This is a genomic window from Agrobacterium sp. M50-1 (assembly GCF_049843495.1).
GTDB classification, from domain to species: domain Bacteria; phylum Pseudomonadota; class Alphaproteobacteria; order Rhizobiales; family Rhizobiaceae; genus Agrobacterium; species Agrobacterium radiobacter.
Genome location: NZ_JBBHZH010000001.1, coordinates 64221 through 80235, shown reverse-complemented (window position 1 = coordinate 80235; position 16015 = coordinate 64221). Strand labels below are relative to the sequence as shown.

The following is a 16015-nucleotide window of genomic DNA, read 5'->3' as shown; positions in this document are numbered from 1 at the left end:
TCAACCCTGCGGGCTAGAGCGCCGGCCCGGTTGTGTTCCATGGCGATTCGTAAAGTTCGTAAAGCGCAACGGCCGCGGCCCCCTGCGCCCACAATTCGTCGCTCGCAACATCGAAAACCAGTTCGGCCACGCCGGCCAGCGATGGCGGCACGGCGGCGTTGTAGCTGTTGCGAATGCTGGCGATGAAAGGTTCGCCAAGTTCGAGGCTGGAGCCGGTGATGATGACCCGCGGCGGCGCAAACAAGGTGACGATATTGGCAAGCGTGAGACCAAGCGCCGCCCCGGCGCGCAAGGCTGCCGCGATGAGATCGTGATCTTCAGCCGCAATCAGCGCATGGGCATGCTGCATGCCACGGCCGAGCCGGATCGCTTCGGCAAAACGCCCGTCCACCGGGCGGGAGCCTAAAATGGCGTTTTCGCCCGCCTGGCTCGCCAGCCGCACCGTGCCTTCATTGGCAAGGCCTATGACGAGGTCGCCGAGATTGTGGCTTAGACCACCGGCGCCGCGAAACAGCTGGTTCTGGTGCAGCACGCCAAGCCCGAGTGTCTGTTCGAGCGAAATCAGCACCATGTCTTCGAGGTCACGCGCATGGCCGAACCAGTGGTGGGCAAGCGTGATGGCGTGGGCGTCACTTTCGATGATGGTTGGCGAATTCAGCCGCGCGGTCATTTCCTCGGCGAAATTGACGTTCACTTCGCGCAGGATAGGGCTGCTGCGGATCCTGCCCGTGCGGTGTTCGATGACGCCGGGCAGGCCTAGACAGACCATGTCCACATCCTCAAGCGAAAGACCGGCATCAACGACGCAGCGTCGTACGCCGTCTTCCACCAGATCGGCGATGACGCCGATGGGCTGGCGGTCGACGCGGATCGGCAGGGCAAGGGTTGACAGCACATTGCCGCAGAAATCGGTGACGACGAAAACCATGCGGTTTGCGGCGATCTTGGCGCCCACAACGCGGGCGGCATCCGGGTTCAGTTCCAGCATCACGCGCGGTCTGCCGCGCGCGCCTTCGGTACGGATATCACCGATATGGCGGGTGAGAATCAGCCCGTCATCGAGCAGCGAGGCGGTAATCGCCGAAACAGTCGTGGTGGAGAGCTGCGTTCTTTCGCTGATTTCCACCCGCGAGATCGGGCCATGGCGGCGGATGCTGTCTAGCACGCTCAGCCTGTTGATCGCGCGCATCAATTCGGGGTCTGCGGTCTTCATGAGGTCCTGCTGCGATCGGGTTCGATCTAAAACGAATTTATATCGGATTGCGGATTAAATAACGTCTGTCGGGAGGGGTGTGTCAAGCGGTTTGGGTAAAAAATTGGCAAACCGCCTTGACATCGGGCAGGGTGTGGGGTGAATTAATCCGCATTGGGGAATAAATGGTGAGGAACCCCAGGGAGGATCACGATCATGACGTATTGGCACGCAGGCGCAAGCCTGAGCGGCAGGCGGATTGCCTTTGCCGCAACGACAAGCATAGCCCTGATGCTCGGCGCGGCCAGCGCCTCGGCAGCGACCGTCGTTAAATGGATGCATGTGGAGCTGGACCCCAAATCCGTGGCTGTCTGGGAGGAGATTGCCAAGGAATACGAGGCCAAACATCCAGATGTCGATGTTCAGCTGCAGTTCCTCGAAAACGAGGCCTTCAAGGCAAAATTGCCGACGCTGCTGCAATCCAACGACGTGCCCGACTTCTTCTACAGCTGGGGTGGCGGCGTCCTTGAGGAGCAGTCCAAGACCGGCGCGCTGAAGGACCTGACCGAAGTTTTCGACGCCGATGGCGGCAAGCTGCGTCAGGCCTATAATGCGTCCGCAATCGACGGCCTGTCTTTTGACGGCAAGGTCTGGGCCGTGCCTTACCGTGTCAGCCTCGTCAGCTTCTTTTATAACAAGGAGCTTTTCGCCAAGGCCGGTGTGAAGGCGGAGGACATCAAGACATGGGACGATTTCAGCGCCACGGTCAAGAAGATCAAGGAAGCCGGTATCGTCCCGATCGCCGGCGGCGGCGGTGAAAAATGGCCGATCCATTTCTACTGGAGCTATCTCGTCATGCGCAATGGCGGGCAGGCCGTGTTCGATGCCGCCCGCAAGGGCGAAGGCGAAGGTTTCATGGACCCGGCGATCATCAAGGCCGGTGAACAGCTGGCCGAGTTCGGCAAGCTCGAACCCTTCCAGCCCGGATATCTCGGCTCCACCTGGCCACAGGCGCTCGGCGTCTTCGGCGACGGCAAGGCGGCGATTATTCTCGGTTTCGACAATACGGAAGCCAACCAGCGCAAGAATGCCGGTGACGGCAAGGGGCTCGCCCCTGAAAATATCGGCCGCTTCGCCTTCCCGGTTGTCGAAGGCGGCGCCGGCAAGGCCACTGATACGCTGGGCGGCCTGAACGGTTGGGCGCTCACCAAGAACGCCTCCAAGGAAGCGATCGATTTCGCAACCTTCCTGACCAGCAAGGAAAGCGAAGAGAAGATGGCGACCGCCGGCATGATCCTGCCGGTTGCCACGGGTGCCGCCGGTGCGGTGAAGAACCCGCTGCTGGCGGATTCGGCAAAACAGCTTGCCGCCTCCACCTGGCACCAGAACTTCTTCGACCAGACGCTGGGCGCCGCCGTCGGCCGTGTCGTCAACGATATTTCAGTCGAGATCGTTTCCGGCCAGATGACCTCCGAAGAGGGCGCCCAGCAGATTCAGGACGCATTCGAGCTGCGCTGATCTGACGGTTTCCATGGCGGCGCCGCGAATGTGCGGCGCTGCTTATCTGCCTCCATGAAAGCGGATAGAGATGACGGATATTTCCATGACTTCTGCGTCCATACCGGCGCGCGGCGCGGCAAAGGCCAAGCGCAAGCAAAGTTCGGTCGCGCATGACCGGGCGCTCACCCTTCTGGTGTTTCTGCCACCCGCCCTGCTGCTCTTTACCCTGTTCGTCATCCTGCCCATGGGCGAGGCGGCGTGGTACAGTCTTTACCGCTGGAACGGTTACGGCACGCCGACCGATTTTGTCGGTTTGAAGAATTTCCAGGTTCTGTTCGGCAATGCCGCCTTCTCGCAGGCCCTGATCAATAACGGCCTGATCATCCTTATCTCGATCCTGATCCAGATTCCGCTGGCGATCTGGCTGGCCATGATGCTGGCGCACCGCATTCCCGGCGTCGTCGCCTTCCGGCTGGTGTTCTTTCTGCCTTATGTTCTGGCTGACGTCGCAGCGGGCCTGATCTGGCGCTTCGTTTATGATGGCGACTATGGTCTGTTCGCCGCCATTTCCAATTTCTTCGGCTTCGCCAACCCTTACGTGCTGGCCGACAAGGATGTGGCGATCTACGCCGTACTCGGCGTCATCGTCTGGAAATATTTCGGTTTCCACATGATGCTGTTCATCGCCGGCCTTCAGTCCGTCGACAAGAACGTGCTGGAAGCAGCCGAAATCGACGGCGCGTCCGGCTGGCAGAAATTCCGTTATGTCACGCTGCCGATGCTCGGTTCCACGGTGCGCCTTTCCGTCTTCTTTGCTGTGATCGGTTCGCTGCAGCTGTTCGACATGATCATGCCGCTCACCGGCGGCGGCCCCTCCAACTCCACACAAACCATGGTCACCTTCCTATACACCTACGGCGTCATGCGCATGCAGGTGGGGCTTGGCAGCGCAGTCGGCGTCGTTCTCTTCGTCATCTGCGTGACGCTCGCCTTCGGTTACAAAAGGATTTTCATGCGCCATGACTGACACATCCACTTCCGTCCGCATGCCGCTGCAAACCAAGCTTTATCTTTATATATCGCTGAGCCTGATTGCGGCCATCGTGCTTATCCCGTTGCTCACCACCGCGCTTGGCGGTTTCAAGACGCTGGGAGACCTGCGCGTCAACCCGTTCGGCATTCCGGCCGAATGGCAATGGGCTAATTACGGCGATATTCTCTTCGGCAAGCGCTACTGGCTGCAGATTTTCAACTCGCTGGTGATTGCTCTATTGACGGTGTTCCTGACGCTCACCGTCTCGGCCATGGCCGCCTTCACCTTCGCGCATGTCAAGTTCTTTGGCTCGTCCTTCCTGCTCAATTATTTCCTGCTCGGGCTGATGTTTCCGGCGGCCACCGCCATCCTGCCGCTGTTCATTCGTATCCGCGATCTCGGCCTGCTCGATACCTATTGGGGTGTGGTGCTGCCGCAGGTAGCCTTCGGGCTGGGCATGAGCATTCTCCTGTTCCGCAATTATTTCCGTAACCTGCCGGACGAGCTGTTTCAGGCGGCCTTTGTGGATGGCTGCGGTTATCTGCGCTTCTTCTGGCATATTTCCGTGCCGCTTTCGCGGCCGATCGTGGCGACCGTTGGCATCGTCTCCTTCGTCGGCAGCTGGAACAGTTACATCCTGCCGCTGATCATGCTGAATTCGGAATCTAAATATCCCTGGCCGCTCGGCATCATGGTTTATCGCGGCGAATTCGGCACGGAATGGCAGCTCGTTCTCGCCTTCATCACGCTGACGATCCTGCCGACCGTCATCGTCTTCTTCCTCGCACAGAAACACATCATCGCGGGCCTGACGGCCGGTGCCGTCAAATCGTGACGTGAAAGGAGCAAAACATGGCTTCCGTTGAACTTAAGGATATCCGCAAGTCCTATGCCGCGCTCGATGTCATCCATGGCATTTCGCTTGTTATAGCGGATGGTGAATTCATCGCGCTGGTCGGTCCATCCGGCTGCGGCAAGTCCACGCTGTTGCGCATGATCGCCGGGCTGGAGGAAATCACCGATGGGGATATTCTCATCGGCGACAAGGTGGTCAATGGCATGACCCCGCGCGAGCGCAACATCGCCATGGTGTTCCAGTCCTATGCGCTTTATCCGCATATGACGGTGGCCGAAAACATGGGCTTCAATCTGAAGCTCGCCGGCCAGCCAAAAAACATCATTGAAGAACGTGTTGCGGAAGCCGCCCGCATGCTCGATCTCGGCAAGCTTCTGGATCGCAAGCCTTCGCAGCTCTCAGGCGGCCAGCGCCAGCGTGTCGCCATGGGCCGCGCCGTGGTGCGCAACCCGGCCGTCTTCCTGTTCGATGAGCCGCTTTCCAACCTCGATGCCAAGCTGCGCGTACAGATGCGCAGCGAAATCAAGGCCCTGCACCAGAAAGTTGGCACGACCTCCATCTATGTCACCCATGACCAGATCGAGGCCATGACGCTGGCGGACCGGGTGGTGGTGCTCAATCACGGCCGCATCGAACAGCAGGGCACGCCGCTCGAGCTCTACAAGACACCCGCCAATCTCTTCGTCGCCGCCTTTATCGGTTCGCCGGCCATGAACCTCATCGAGGGCGTGGTCGATGGCGAGGGTGACCAGCCCGCCGCCCGGCTTAAGGACGGCACCGCGATCCGCATTGCCGCCTCCCGCAAGGTCAAGCGCGGTCAGCCGGTAACGATCGGGCTTCGCCCCGAACATATCGGTTCGGCGATCGGCGGCGATATCTCGCTTACCGGACGGACGGTGCTGGTGGAGCCGACGGGTGCGCAGACCCATGTGGTCTTCGAACTGGCGGGCGATCAGGTTACGGCAGTGGTGGATGGTGAGCAGCCGGTCAAGGTCAACACCCCCTTTGCAGCCACCGTGCACCATGAGCGCGTGCACGTCTTCGACAGGACGAGCGGGCTGGCGCTTTAAGCGCCTCCCGTCTTTTAAATGAAATGCGGAAATTCTCTTGCCCCTCCGCTTTTGGGGCTTGTTTGAAAATCACGAGCGGTTAGCTTGGCGCTTGGGAACAAAGCGGGTTACCGCGCAACTGTATCGATGCAGGAGGAGATTTTTATGAGAACGATCAAAGGGCCGGGTCTTTTTCTCGGTCAGTTTGCCGGTGATGCAGCCCCCTTCAACAGCTGGGACGGCATTACCAAATGGGCGGCGGAAAAGGGCTACGCCGGCGTGCAGGTGCCGACCTGGGCCGGGCAGCTGATCGATCTCAAAAAAGCGGCGGAATCGAAGGATTATTGCGACGAGTTCGCCGGCGTCGCGCGCCGGAACGGCGTGGAAGTAACCGAGCTTTCCACCCACTTGCAGGGTCAGCTCGTCGCCGTTCACCCGGCCTATGACGAGGCCTTTGACGGTTTTGCCGCACCGGAAGTGCGCGGCAACCCGAAGGCGCGTCAGCAATGGGCGGTGGAGCAGGTGAAGCTCGCGCTGAAAGCCTCGAAAAATCTCGGCATCAAGGCGCATGCGACGTTTTCCGGCGCGCTTGCCTGGCCGTTCGTTTATCCGTGGCCGCAGCGTCCGGCCGGTCTGGTGGAAACAGCCTTTGACGAACTGGCGAAACGCTGGACGCCGATCCTCGATTACGCCGATGAGCAGGGTGTGGATGTCTGCTACGAAATCCATCCGGGCGAAGATCTGCATGACGGCGTCACGTTCGAGATGTTCCTCGAGCGGGTGAAGAACCACAAGCGCGCCAACATGCTCTACGATCCCTCGCATTACGTGCTGCAATGCCTCGATTATCTCGACAATATCGACATCTACAAGGACCGCATCAAGATGTTCCACGTCAAGGATGCGGAGTTCAATCCGACCGGGCGGCAGGGCGTCTATGGCGGTTATCAGGGCTGGGTTAACCGTGCTGGCCGCTTCCGTTCGCTGGGCGACGGGCAGGTCGATTTCGGTGCGGTCTTCTCCAAGATGGCGGCCAATGATTTTGACGGCTGGGCCGTCGTTGAATGGGAATGCGCACTGAAACACCCCGAAGACGGCGCCCGCGAAGGGGCAGAATTCGTCAAGGCGCATATCATCCGTGTCACGGAAAAAGCCTTTGACGATTTCGCATCTGCTGGCACCGACGATGCGGCCAACCGCCGTATGCTTGGGCTTTGAGAGCATTTCAGGGGAGATATTATGGCTATTGAAGGAAAGACAACCGACAAGGCGAACAAGCGGATTCGCCTTGGCATGGTCGGTGGTGGTTCGGGCGCATTTATCGGCGGCGTTCACCGTATGGCGGCGCGGCTCGACAATCGTTTCGATCTCGTGGCAGGGGCCCTGTCCTCTACGCCGGAAAAATCCCTCGCCTCCGGCCGCGAGCTGGGGCTCGATGCCGAGCGTTGCTATGGCTCGTTCGAGGAAATGGCCGAAAAGGAAGCGCTGCGCGAGGATGGCATCGAGGCGGTGGCGATCGTTACCCCGAACCATGTGCATTATCCGGCGGCGAAGGCGTTTCTGGAGCGCGGCATCCATGTCATCTGCGACAAGCCGCTGACCTCCAATCTGGAAGACGCCAAAAAGCTGAAGCAGGTGGCCGACAAGGCCGATGCGCTGTTCATCCTCACGCATAACTACACCGGTTATCCGATGGTGCGGCATGCGCGGGAACTGGTGGAGGCAGGCGCGCTCGGCACGATCCGTCTGGTGCAGATGGAATATCCGCAGGACTGGCTGACGGAAGCGGTGGAACAGACCGGCGCGAAACAGGCCGTCTGGCGCACCGATCCGGCTCAGTCCGGCGCCGGCGGCTCCACCGGCGATATCGGCACCCATGCCTATAATCTCGGCTGCTTCATTTCCGGTCTGGAGGCGGATGAGCTGGCCGCGGATGTGCATACCTTTGTCGAAGGCCGCCGTCTGGATGACAATGCGCATGTGATGCTGCGCTTCAAGCCGAAGGGCGGCAAGCAGGCAGCCAAGGGGCTGCTCTGGTGCAGCCAGGTTGCGGTCGGTCACGAAAACGGGCTGAAAGTCCGTGTTTATGGTGACAAGGCCGGCATCGAGTGGACGCAGGCCGATCCGAACTATCTCTGGTTCACGAAGCTTGGTGAGCCGAAGCAGCTCATCACCCGTGGCGGTGCCGGGGCAGGGGCTGCGGCAGCACGCGTCACCCGCATTCCGTCCGGCCACCCGGAAGGTTATCTCGAAGCCTTCGCCACGATCTATACCGAGGCGGCGCATGCCATCGAAGCCCGCCGCAGCGGCTCGGCGCTCGATAAGGCGGTTATTTACCCGACCGTCGACGACGGGGTTAAAGGCGTCGCCTTTGTTACCGCCTGCATCGAGTCCGGCAAGAAGAACGGCGGCTGGGTGAAGCTGTAAAACGATGTTGCGACCTCATTCTTCTCCCCGCCGGGGAGAAGAAGCCCCGAAGGGGTAGATGAGGGGGCACGCTTTCCGATATCTCTGACGTACCCCTCATCGCGCTGCCGCGGACTTCTCCCCCCTCGGGGAGAAGGAAACAGGCGGTACGGCCTCGCGTCATCGCTTGGTCCTTTATGCTCAGGACTAGCGGTCAAAGCCGGAAGATGAAGGCTGTGGCGATACGCGGCCGCGATGCAGAGCTTGGTCTGTTCGCCACGAGGTAATCAATTAACGCGGGTTGACTGCGTCTGCGCCCGTTCCGTTATGGGGCAACCGTCCTGAAGTTTGGTCCAGGACGAAACGTTGAGCTTCATCTCGCAGCGCGCGAGATAGGAGCCACCGTCGACCTTCAGGCAGGATATCTGGCCGAGTTCGAACATAGTGCCGCGATTTCGGCATTTGCAATTATGGGCATCCGCCAAGGCAGGAATAAGGGCCATGATCAGGCCAAGTATGAGCACTCCAGTACGCATGGCTGAGGCTCCAAAGGATATCCTGCCAGATTACTCCTGTCCGAGGGCATAGTCAAAAACGGCTTTTGCCTGATGATGCGCGCCCTTTGCGGGCAGCAGCGCTGCGAATTCCCCCGCTGTCACCCGATCAAAATCGCCCTGATATCATTCACATTCGTCAGGGTCGGACCCGTCACGACAAGGTCTCCTGCCGCCTTGAAAGCGGTGTAGCTGTCGTGGCTTACGAGCGACTGACGCGGATCGACACCGGCTTCGCGCATGCGGGCAAGCGTATCCGGCGTCACCACAGCACCCGCCGCATCCTCGACGCCGTCTATGCCGTCGCTATCGCCGGCAATGGCCCAGATGCTGCCCGCGCCCTTCAGCGTCAGTGCGAGGCTCAGCAGGAACTCCGTGTTGCGGCCGCCCTTGCCGGCTTGCCCCTTGCCAATCGTGACCGTGGTTTCGCCGCCGGAAAGCAAAACGGCCGGGCCCTTGACCGGCAGGCCCTTGCGACTGGCGGAGAGCGCTATGCCGGCCATGACAGCCCCGACATCCTTGGATTCGCCTTCCAGCGAATCCCCGAGGATGAGCGGCGTAAGCCCGAGTTTCACGGCCTCATCCGCTGCCGCCTGCAAGGCGAGCGAAGGAGCGGCAATGAGCTGGATATCCTCGTCGATATCGCCGGCCTTCGGGGTTTCCTCGCCTTTTTCTAGCACCTTGCGCACGTTTTCCGGAAGATCGAGCGCATAACGGGCGATGATTTCCCGCACGGTTTCGATGTCGCTCGGATCGGCAACTGTCGGGCCGGAGGCGATTTCCGAGGGGTCGTCGCCCGGCACGTCGGAAATCAGCAGCGAAACAACCTTGGCCGGTCTGGCGGCCAGCGCCAGCCGTCCGCCCTTGATGCGGGAGAGGTGCTTGCGCACGGCGTTCATTTCGGAAATCGTCGCGCCGCTGGCAAGCAAAGCGCGGTTGACGGCCATCTTGTCCGCAAGTGTCATGCCTTCGGCCGGCGCCACCATCAGCGCCGAACCGCCGCCGGAAATCAGCGCGATCACCATGTCGTCGGCAGTCAGCCCTTCAACGGCGGCGAGAATGCGTTTTGCCGCTTCCGCGCTCTTATCGTCGGGCACGGGATGCGAGGCCTCGATGATTTCGATACGCTCGGTCGGGACGGCATGGCCGTAACGCGTGACCACCACACCCGAGAGATCGACATGTGGCCATGCCGCTTCAAGCGCTGCGGCCATGGCGGCCGAGGCCTTGCCGGCGCCCACCACCACGCAACGACCTTTGGGCGGGGAGGGAAGGTGGTGTTGCAGCACCTTTTCCGGATCGGCGCTGGCGACTGCGGCCATGAAAATGCGGTTGAGGGCGTCTCTTGCGGACGTGTCGTTCCATGCGCTCATCGGTTCATGCTCCGATCCAAAGGAAGCCGAGCGCAAACAATGCCGGCAATGCCTGAATGAACAGGATCTTCATATTGGCTGTCATGGCGCCGAAAATACCGGCCACCAGGACGCAGGTCAGGAAGAAAACCTTGAAGCTCAGCCCTTCATCGCCCTGCGTGAGCCCATAGATCAGCCCGGCTGCGAGAAAGCCGTTATAAAGGCCCTGATTGGCGGCAAGCACTTTCGTCTGCCGGGCAAAATCCGCCGAAAGACCGAAAGCCTTGCGGCCGGCCGGCTTTTCCCACAGCAGCATTTCCAGAATGACGATGTAAATATGGATGGCCGCAACCACGGCAATCAGAATGCTGGCGATCATCGGCGGTTTCCTCCAAACCATGATATCCGTCGCCGTTGTCTGAACAGGCGGCGAGCGGACACTTCCGTTTTAACGGCGGGACGAAGGGCTGCAAGGCCAGAATCTCCTCTTCCCGTGCAAACTGTTGAAGAGCGGCAACCTGTTGCTTGACTCTTTGCTGAAATAGGAACAAAACAAGAACAATAGAGATGAATAACCGGAATTGAAACCTGTCATGCCATGCAAAAGCGCGCGGATCAGTTGCTCGTTGTCGAAGAGCTGCGTGAAAGGCTGGAAAGGATCGGTAACGGCCCTGAGCGGCTGCACGAGACCTTGCCTTTCGGCGTGGATGCCATCGACCATCGCCTGCCGGGAGGCGGGCTCAAGCTCGGCTGCCTGCATGAGGTAAGCGGCGGCGGCAATGGCGCTGCCGATGGCGCGGCGGCCGCCCTTTTTGCGGCTGGTGTGGCGGCGCGGCTTTCCGGCAAGGTTTTATGGTGCGTCACCCGGCGGGATCTGTTCATGCCGGGGCTGACGCAGGCTGGCCTGTCGCAGAACCGGCTCATCATTGTTGAATGCCGCGATGAGAAGGGCGTGCTCGACTGTTTCGAGGAGGGTTTACGCTGCAATGGTTTCGGTGCGGTGATGGGTGAGGTGGCGAAACTGCCGATGAACGCCTCGCGGCGGCTGCAACTGGCGGCGGAAACCTCCGGTGTTACCGGCATCGCCATCCGCCGCTTCCGGCGCGCGGCCGATGCGGCGCTGTACGGCGAGCCGACGGCGGCGGTGACCCGCTGGCGCATCTCCGTCCGTCCTTCTTCGCCCTTGCCGGTGCCGGGGGTGGGCAGGCCGCGCTGGTTTCTGGAGCTTTTGCGATGTCGCGGCGGCGAAAGCGCTGAATTTGAAGTGGAAGCCTGTGATGCAAAGGGTCGTCTCGCTCTACCTGCCGACATGGCCGACGGATCGCTTCCGGCGTCTTTCGGGAGAGAACGCGCCGCCGGTTGAAAAGCCGCTGGTCATGATCGGCCGCCAGGGCAGCCGCCGGCTGGTGCTGGCGCTCGACAAAGCGGCAAAGGCGGCGGGCATCCGGCCCGGCACGCCGGTCAGCAAGGCGCAGGCGCTGGTGCCGGGCCTTCTGGTGGAAGATCTGGATGCAGCTGGAGATGCCCGCGCCCTGCAGCAGCTGGCCTTTCATTTTCTGCGCATCTATGCCCCCATTGTCGCCGCCGATACGCCTGATGGGCTGGTGCTGGACACGGCGGGAGCGGACCATCTGCACGGCGATGAGACGCTGATGCTGAGCGGCATGGTCAACCGCCTGCATGCCGCAGGCTTTGCCGCCCGCGCGGCCATTGCCGATAGCTGGGGCGCTGCCCATGCGCTGGCCCGCTTCGGCCGCGAGCAGATCAGCATCATACCGCCGGGCGGGCAGCGGGCGGCGATCAGCGGCTTGCCGCTTGCTGCGCTGAGGCTGGAGGAGCGTATCGTTTCCGGGTTGAAGGTGCTCGGCTTCCGCAGCATCGGCGAGCTTGCCGAAGCCCCGCGCGCGCCGCTGACCCTGCGTTTCGGTCCCGAACTCGTCCGTCGTCTTTCCCAGGCTTTCGGGGAGATCGGCGAACCTATCGAACCGGTGCGCGTGGCCGAACTGGTGGAGGTGCGGCGCGCCTTTCCCGAGCCGATTGCGGCGGCGGAAACGATTGCCCGTTATACGCAGAAGCTGGTCACGGGGCTTTACGCAGCACTTGAAAAACGCGGCCTCGGCGCCCGCAGGGTCGATCTGGTGCTGCACCGGGTCGATAGCGGCCTGCAGGCGGTGCGCGCAGGCACCTCCAGACCGGTGCGCGATATCAAGCAGCTTGTCCGGCTTCTGACTGACCGTATCGATACCATCGATCCCGGTTTCGGCATCGAGATGATGGTGCTGACCGCCACCCATGCTGAGCCGCTTCTCGCCGTGCAGGCTCGCTCCTCGCTTCTGGAGGAAGGACGTGCGGACATCGCCGATACGGTCGATGTCATCCTCAATCGTGGCCACAGGGTCTATCGTTACGCGGCGGTGGCGAGCGATGTGCCGGAACGCTCCGTTGCCCGCGTTGCGGCGCTTGCATCTGAGGATATGCTCGGCTGGCCCGGCCACTGGCCGCGCCCGGTCAGGCTTTTTGCAAGGCCGGAACCCATCGAGACGCTGGCGCTGCTGCCGGATCATCCGCCGCGTTATTTCATCTGGAAAGGCGTGCGCCATAATGTGCGGCGCGCTGACGGGCCGGAACGGGTGTTCGGCGAATGGTGGAAACGCGACCGGGAAAAGGCAGCCGTGCGCGATTATTTCACGGTGGAAACCGAAAGCGGCGAACGCTTCTGGATTTTCCGTTCCGGTGACGGAGAACATGTCGAGACGGGCTCGCAGGGCTGGTTCATCCACGGGGTCTTCGCATGAGCACCCCCCGTTATGCCGAGCTGCAGGTGACCACGCATTTTTCCTTTCTGCGCGGCGCAAGCTCCTGCGAGGAGCTTTTCGAACAGGCCAAAAACCTCGGCATCGAGGCGCTGGGTATCGTGGATCGCAACAGCCTTGCGGGCATTCCCCGCGCTTACGAGGCGGCAAATACCTACGGCATCCGGCTCGTCATCGGTTGCCGGCTCGATCTGGATGACGATCTTTCCGTACTTGTCTACCCCATGGATCGCCCGGCTTACGGTCGGCTTTGCCGGCTGCTTTCCGTGGGCAAGAAAAGGGGCGGCAAGGGCAAGTGCCGGCTGACATGGGACGATCTCGTCGCCTATGGCGAAGGCCTGATCGTGGTGTTGCTCGCCGATCTTGCGGATGATCTCTGCGCGCTTCGCCTGCGGCGGCTGAAAGCTGCTTTTGCGGATCGCGCCTATATGGCGCTCAGCCTCAGAAGACGTCCCAATGACCAGATGCGGCTTTTCGAATTGTCGAATATGGCTCAAGTTGCAGCTGTACCGACGGTGGTCACCAATGATGTGCTGTTTCATGTGCCCGAGCGGCGCATGTTGCAGGATGTCGTCACCTGTATCCGGCACAATTGCACCATCGACGAGGCGGGTTTCCGCCGCGAGCGGCATGCCGACCGCTATATGAAGCCGCCGGAGGAAATGCACCGGCTATTTGCCCGCTACCCCGAAGCGCTGGCCCGCAGTCTCGAAATCACGAAGCGCTGCAAATTTTCACTCAAGGAACTGGTCTATCAATATCCCGAGGAGCGCAGCCTGCCGGGGCTGACGGCGCAGCAGGCGCTGGAGAAGATGGTCTGGGAAGCGGTGCCGGGGCGGTATCCGCAAGGTTTACCGGAGAAGGTGGAAAAGGCGCTCAAGCATGAGCTGGCGGTTGTCGGCAGGTTGCAATATGCCTCCTATTTCCTGACCGTGAGTGCCATTGTCCGTTATGCGCGTTCAAAAGATATCCTATGTCAGGGGCGCGGTTCGGCAGCCAATTCGATTATCTGTTTTGTACTTGGCATCACCGCCATCGACCCCGCTCTTTTCAGCAATCTCGTCTTCGAACGTTTCGTTTCCGAAAACCGGGGAGAACCGCCTGATATCGACGTGGATTTTGAGCACCAGCGGCGCGAGGAAGTCATCCAGTGGGTCTATGACACTTACGGCCGTGACAAGGCGGCGCTCTGCTCCGTTGTTACCCGTTATCGTGGGCGCGGAGCGTTGCGCGATGTCGGTAAGGTTCTGGGCCTACCGGAAGATCTGACGAAGCTTCTATCCTCGCAGGTCTGGCGCTGGAGCGAGGGTGTGGGTGAAAAGCAGGTGAAGGAACTGAACCTCAATATGGAGGATCGTCGCCTGAAGCTTGCCTTCGAATTGGCCAACCAACTTGTCGGCACACCGCGCCATCATAGCCAGCATCCGGGCGGCTTTGTGCTGACCCATAACCGGCTGGACGAACTGGTGCCGATCGAACCCGCCGCCATGGATGATCGCCAGATCATCGAATGGGACAAGGACGATATCGATGTCGTGAAATTCATGAAAATGGATTGCCTGGCGCTCGGCATGCTCTCCTGCATGAAGCGCGGCTTCGATCTGCTGGAGGCGCGCACTGGAGAGACGTATGATCTCGCCGCCATGCCGCCGGATGACGGTCCCACCTATGCCATGATCCAGAAGGCCGATACGCTCGGCACATTCCAGATCGAGAGCCGGGCGCAGATGTCGATGTTGCCGCGCCTGAGGCCGAAGGAGTTTTATGACCTCGTCATTCAGGTCGCCATTGTTCGCCCCGGGCCCATTCAGGGGGATATGGTGCATCCCTATCTGCGTCGCCGACAGGGAAAGGAGCCGGTTCGTTATGAAAAACCGGAACTGGAAAATATTCTGAAAAAGACGATGGGTGTTCCGCTGTTTCAGGAGCAGGCCATGCGGATCGCCATGGATTGCGCCGGTTTTACCGCAGATGAGGCGGACCAGTTGCGCCGAGCCATGGCGACCTTCAAGAATGTGGGTACCATTTCCAAATTCAGGGAAAAGCTCGTCACGGGCATGGTGGAGCGTGGTTATAAGCAAGAATTTGCCGAACGTATCTTCAAGCAGCTGGAAGGGTTCGGCAGCTATGGTTTTCCTGAAAGCCATGCGGCCTCCTTTGCGTTGATTGCCTATGCCTCCTCATGGCTGAAATGCCATTATCCCGATATTTTCTGTACGGCGCTTCTCAATTCGCAGCCCATGGGGTTTTACGCTCCTGCCCAGATCGTGCGCGATGCGCGCGATCATGGCGTTGAGGTACGCCCGGTCTGTGTCAATAACAGCCGCTTCGATTGCACGCTGGAGCCCACGGGTGAGAAGGATGCGAAAGGTGACGAGCGTTATGCCGTGCGGCTCGGTATGCGCCTGGTGAAGGGGCTTTCCAACAAACATACTGCCGATATCGTCGCCGCCCGGCAGAACCGGCCTTTTGCCTCGGTGGATGATCTCTGGCGAAGGGCGGGTGTTCCGGCCGCCGCCCTCGTCTGTCTGGCCGAGGCCGATGCCTTTCTGCCGTCGCTTTCGCTTGCCAGACGCGAAGCGCTCTGGGCCATCAAGGCCTTGCGCGATGAGCCGTTGCCGCTTTTTGCTGCTGCCGCCAGCCGCGAAAACGCCGTGGTGGATGAGCTTCAGGAACCCTCCATCGCGCTGAGGCCCATGACTGATGGTGGTGAGGTGGTGCAGGATTACGGCCATGTGGGGCTGACGCTGCGCGAACATCCCATGACCTTCCTGCGTCGCGATCTTTCCCACCGCCGCATCGTCACCTGTGCGGAGGCCGTGCGCGCCCGTGATGGCGCATGGCTGGAAACGGCGGGTCTGGTGCTGGTGCGCCAGCGCCCCGGCTCGGCAAAAGGGGTAATCTTCATGACGCTGGAGGATGAGACAGGCATCGCCAATGCGGTGCTGTGGGTGAAAACCTTCGAAAAATACCGTCGCGTGGTGCTGTCTGCCGGCATGGTCGGCATTTACGGCAAGATCCAGCGGGAGGGCGAGGTGGTGCATCTGGTCGCCCACCGGCTGACCGATCTGTCGGAAGCGCTGGCCAGCGTGGGTGAGCGCAACCATGCCTTTCCCCTGCCGCATGGGCGGGGCGACGAGTTCCACCACGGCATTCCGCCGGATGATCATCGCATTATCAGGAAGCGTCCGCCGCCTGCCGTGGATGATGCGGACGAGGTGGAGCGGATAAAGGTCATCTCCCGCAATTTTCACTAAAAG

13 protein-coding genes are annotated in these 16015 nt (G+C 60.8%); 9 read left to right on the top strand and 4 right to left on the bottom strand.

Annotated elements, in window-relative coordinates; genetic code table 11:
* Window positions 1–13: 13 nt before the first annotated feature.
* Window positions 14–1213 carry an ROK family transcriptional regulator gene (locus tag WDZ78_RS00350; RefSeq protein WP_003506508.1) on the bottom strand — a complete coding sequence of 400 codons (1200 nt, stop codon included), beginning with the start codon at window positions 1211–1213 and terminating at the stop codon, window positions 14–16.
* Window positions 1214–1408: 195 nt separating this feature from the next.
* Here WDZ78_RS00350 and WDZ78_RS00345 point away from each other — a divergent pair, with 195 nt between their 5' ends.
* From WDZ78_RS00345 to WDZ78_RS00320, 6 genes are all read left to right on the top strand, one after another.
* The gene (locus WDZ78_RS00345) at window positions 1409–2710 is read left to right on the top strand and encodes an ABC transporter substrate-binding protein (RefSeq protein WP_026363945.1); all 1302 of its coding nucleotides are present in this window, start codon (window positions 1409–1411) and stop codon (window positions 2708–2710) included.
* A gap of 70 nt (window positions 2711–2780) precedes the next feature.
* Window positions 2781–3719: a carbohydrate ABC transporter permease gene (locus WDZ78_RS00340; protein ID WP_060724715.1), complete on the top strand. Its 939-nt coding sequence runs from the start codon at window positions 2781–2783 to the stop codon at window positions 3717–3719.
* On the top strand, window positions 3712–4560 hold the full coding sequence (locus tag WDZ78_RS00335) for a carbohydrate ABC transporter permease (protein WP_004438848.1): 849 nt from the start codon (window positions 3712–3714) through the stop codon (window positions 4558–4560). The genes WDZ78_RS00340 and WDZ78_RS00335 overlap by 8 nt, the downstream gene beginning before the upstream one ends.
* 17 nt (window positions 4561–4577) lie before the next feature.
* Complete coding sequence (locus WDZ78_RS00330) at window positions 4578–5651, top strand: ABC transporter ATP-binding protein (protein ID WP_425672002.1); 1074 nt, start codon at window positions 4578–4580, stop codon at window positions 5649–5651.
* Window positions 5652–5795: 144 nt separating this feature from the next.
* Entirely contained in the window at window positions 5796–6848 is a 1053-nt protein-coding gene (locus tag WDZ78_RS00325) for a sugar phosphate isomerase/epimerase family protein (RefSeq protein ID WP_425672001.1), read from the top strand.
* Between the two features lie 21 nt (window positions 6849–6869).
* Entirely contained in the window at window positions 6870–8057 is a 1188-nt protein-coding gene (locus WDZ78_RS00320; protein ID WP_425672000.1) for a Gfo/Idh/MocA family protein, read from the top strand.
* A gap of 266 nt (window positions 8058–8323) precedes the next feature.
* Here WDZ78_RS00320 and WDZ78_RS00315 read toward each other — a convergent pair whose 3' ends face one another.
* The 3 genes from WDZ78_RS00315 to WDZ78_RS00305 form a co-directional block, all read right to left on the bottom strand.
* Window positions 8324–8572 (bottom strand): hypothetical protein, encoded by a 249-nt coding sequence (locus tag WDZ78_RS00315; RefSeq protein ID WP_425671999.1) that lies wholly within the window; start codon window positions 8570–8572, stop codon window positions 8324–8326.
* Window positions 8573–8691: 119 nt separating this feature from the next.
* Entirely contained in the window at window positions 8692–9963 is a 1272-nt protein-coding gene (locus WDZ78_RS00310) for a glycerate kinase type-2 family protein (RefSeq protein WP_425671998.1), read from the bottom strand.
* 4 nt (window positions 9964–9967) lie between these two features.
* A complete protein-coding gene (locus tag WDZ78_RS00305; protein WP_020011788.1) occupies window positions 9968–10321 on the bottom strand; it encodes a DUF1304 domain-containing protein in 354 nt (117 codons plus the stop codon).
* A 219-nt stretch (window positions 10322–10540) separates the two neighbouring features.
* Between WDZ78_RS00305 and WDZ78_RS00300 the strand changes: the two genes are divergently transcribed.
* The 3 genes from WDZ78_RS00300 to WDZ78_RS00290 are packed head-to-tail and all read left to right on the top strand — an operon-like array spanning window position 10541 to window position 16012.
* Window positions 10541–11305, top strand: a complete 765-nt coding sequence (locus WDZ78_RS00300) for an ImuA family protein (protein ID WP_020011787.1) — start codon at window positions 10541–10543, stop codon at window positions 11303–11305.
* A complete protein-coding gene (locus tag WDZ78_RS00295; protein WP_425671997.1) occupies window positions 11220–12737 on the top strand; it encodes a Y-family DNA polymerase in 1518 nt (505 codons plus the stop codon). The genes WDZ78_RS00300 and WDZ78_RS00295 overlap by 86 nt, the downstream gene beginning before the upstream one ends.
* Window positions 12734–16012 (top strand): error-prone DNA polymerase, encoded by a 3279-nt coding sequence (locus tag WDZ78_RS00290; protein ID WP_425671996.1) that lies wholly within the window; start codon window positions 12734–12736, stop codon window positions 16010–16012. Before WDZ78_RS00295 ends, WDZ78_RS00290 begins: the two co-directional genes overlap by 4 nt.
* Window positions 16013–16015: the final 3 nt, after the last annotated feature.

What these genes read in the sequence shown, in the direction of transcription:
- WDZ78_RS00295 (WP_425671997.1), top strand. Translation starts at nt 11,220, where the DNA reads ATGCAAAGGGTCGTCTCGCTCTACCTGCCGACATGGCCGACGGATCGC.
- WDZ78_RS00315 (WP_425671999.1), bottom strand. Translation starts at nt 8,572, where the DNA reads ATGCGTACTGGAGTGCTCATACTTGGCCTGATCATGGCCCTTATTCCT.
- WDZ78_RS00320 (WP_425672000.1), top strand. Translation starts at nt 6,870, where the DNA reads ATGGCTATTGAAGGAAAGACAACCGACAAGGCGAACAAGCGGATTCGC.
- WDZ78_RS00330 (WP_425672002.1), top strand. Translation starts at nt 4,578, where the DNA reads ATGGCTTCCGTTGAACTTAAGGATATCCGCAAGTCCTATGCCGCGCTC.
- WDZ78_RS00340 (WP_060724715.1), top strand. Translation starts at nt 2,781, where the DNA reads ATGACGGATATTTCCATGACTTCTGCGTCCATACCGGCGCGCGGCGCG.
- WDZ78_RS00325 (WP_425672001.1), top strand. Translation starts at nt 5,796, where the DNA reads ATGAGAACGATCAAAGGGCCGGGTCTTTTTCTCGGTCAGTTTGCCGGT.
- WDZ78_RS00290 (WP_425671996.1), top strand. Translation starts at nt 12,734, where the DNA reads ATGAGCACCCCCCGTTATGCCGAGCTGCAGGTGACCACGCATTTTTCC.
- WDZ78_RS00335 (WP_004438848.1), top strand. Translation starts at nt 3,712, where the DNA reads ATGACTGACACATCCACTTCCGTCCGCATGCCGCTGCAAACCAAGCTT.
- WDZ78_RS00350 (WP_003506508.1), bottom strand. Translation starts at nt 1,213, where the DNA reads ATGAAGACCGCAGACCCCGAATTGATGCGCGCGATCAACAGGCTGAGC.
- WDZ78_RS00310 (WP_425671998.1), bottom strand. Translation starts at nt 9,963, where the DNA reads ATGAGCGCATGGAACGACACGTCCGCAAGAGACGCCCTCAACCGCATT.
- WDZ78_RS00345 (WP_026363945.1), top strand. Translation starts at nt 1,409, where the DNA reads ATGACGTATTGGCACGCAGGCGCAAGCCTGAGCGGCAGGCGGATTGCC.
- WDZ78_RS00300 (WP_020011787.1), top strand. Translation starts at nt 10,541, where the DNA reads ATGCAAAAGCGCGCGGATCAGTTGCTCGTTGTCGAAGAGCTGCGTGAA.
- WDZ78_RS00305 (WP_020011788.1), bottom strand. Translation starts at nt 10,321, where the DNA reads ATGATCGCCAGCATTCTGATTGCCGTGGTTGCGGCCATCCATATTTAC.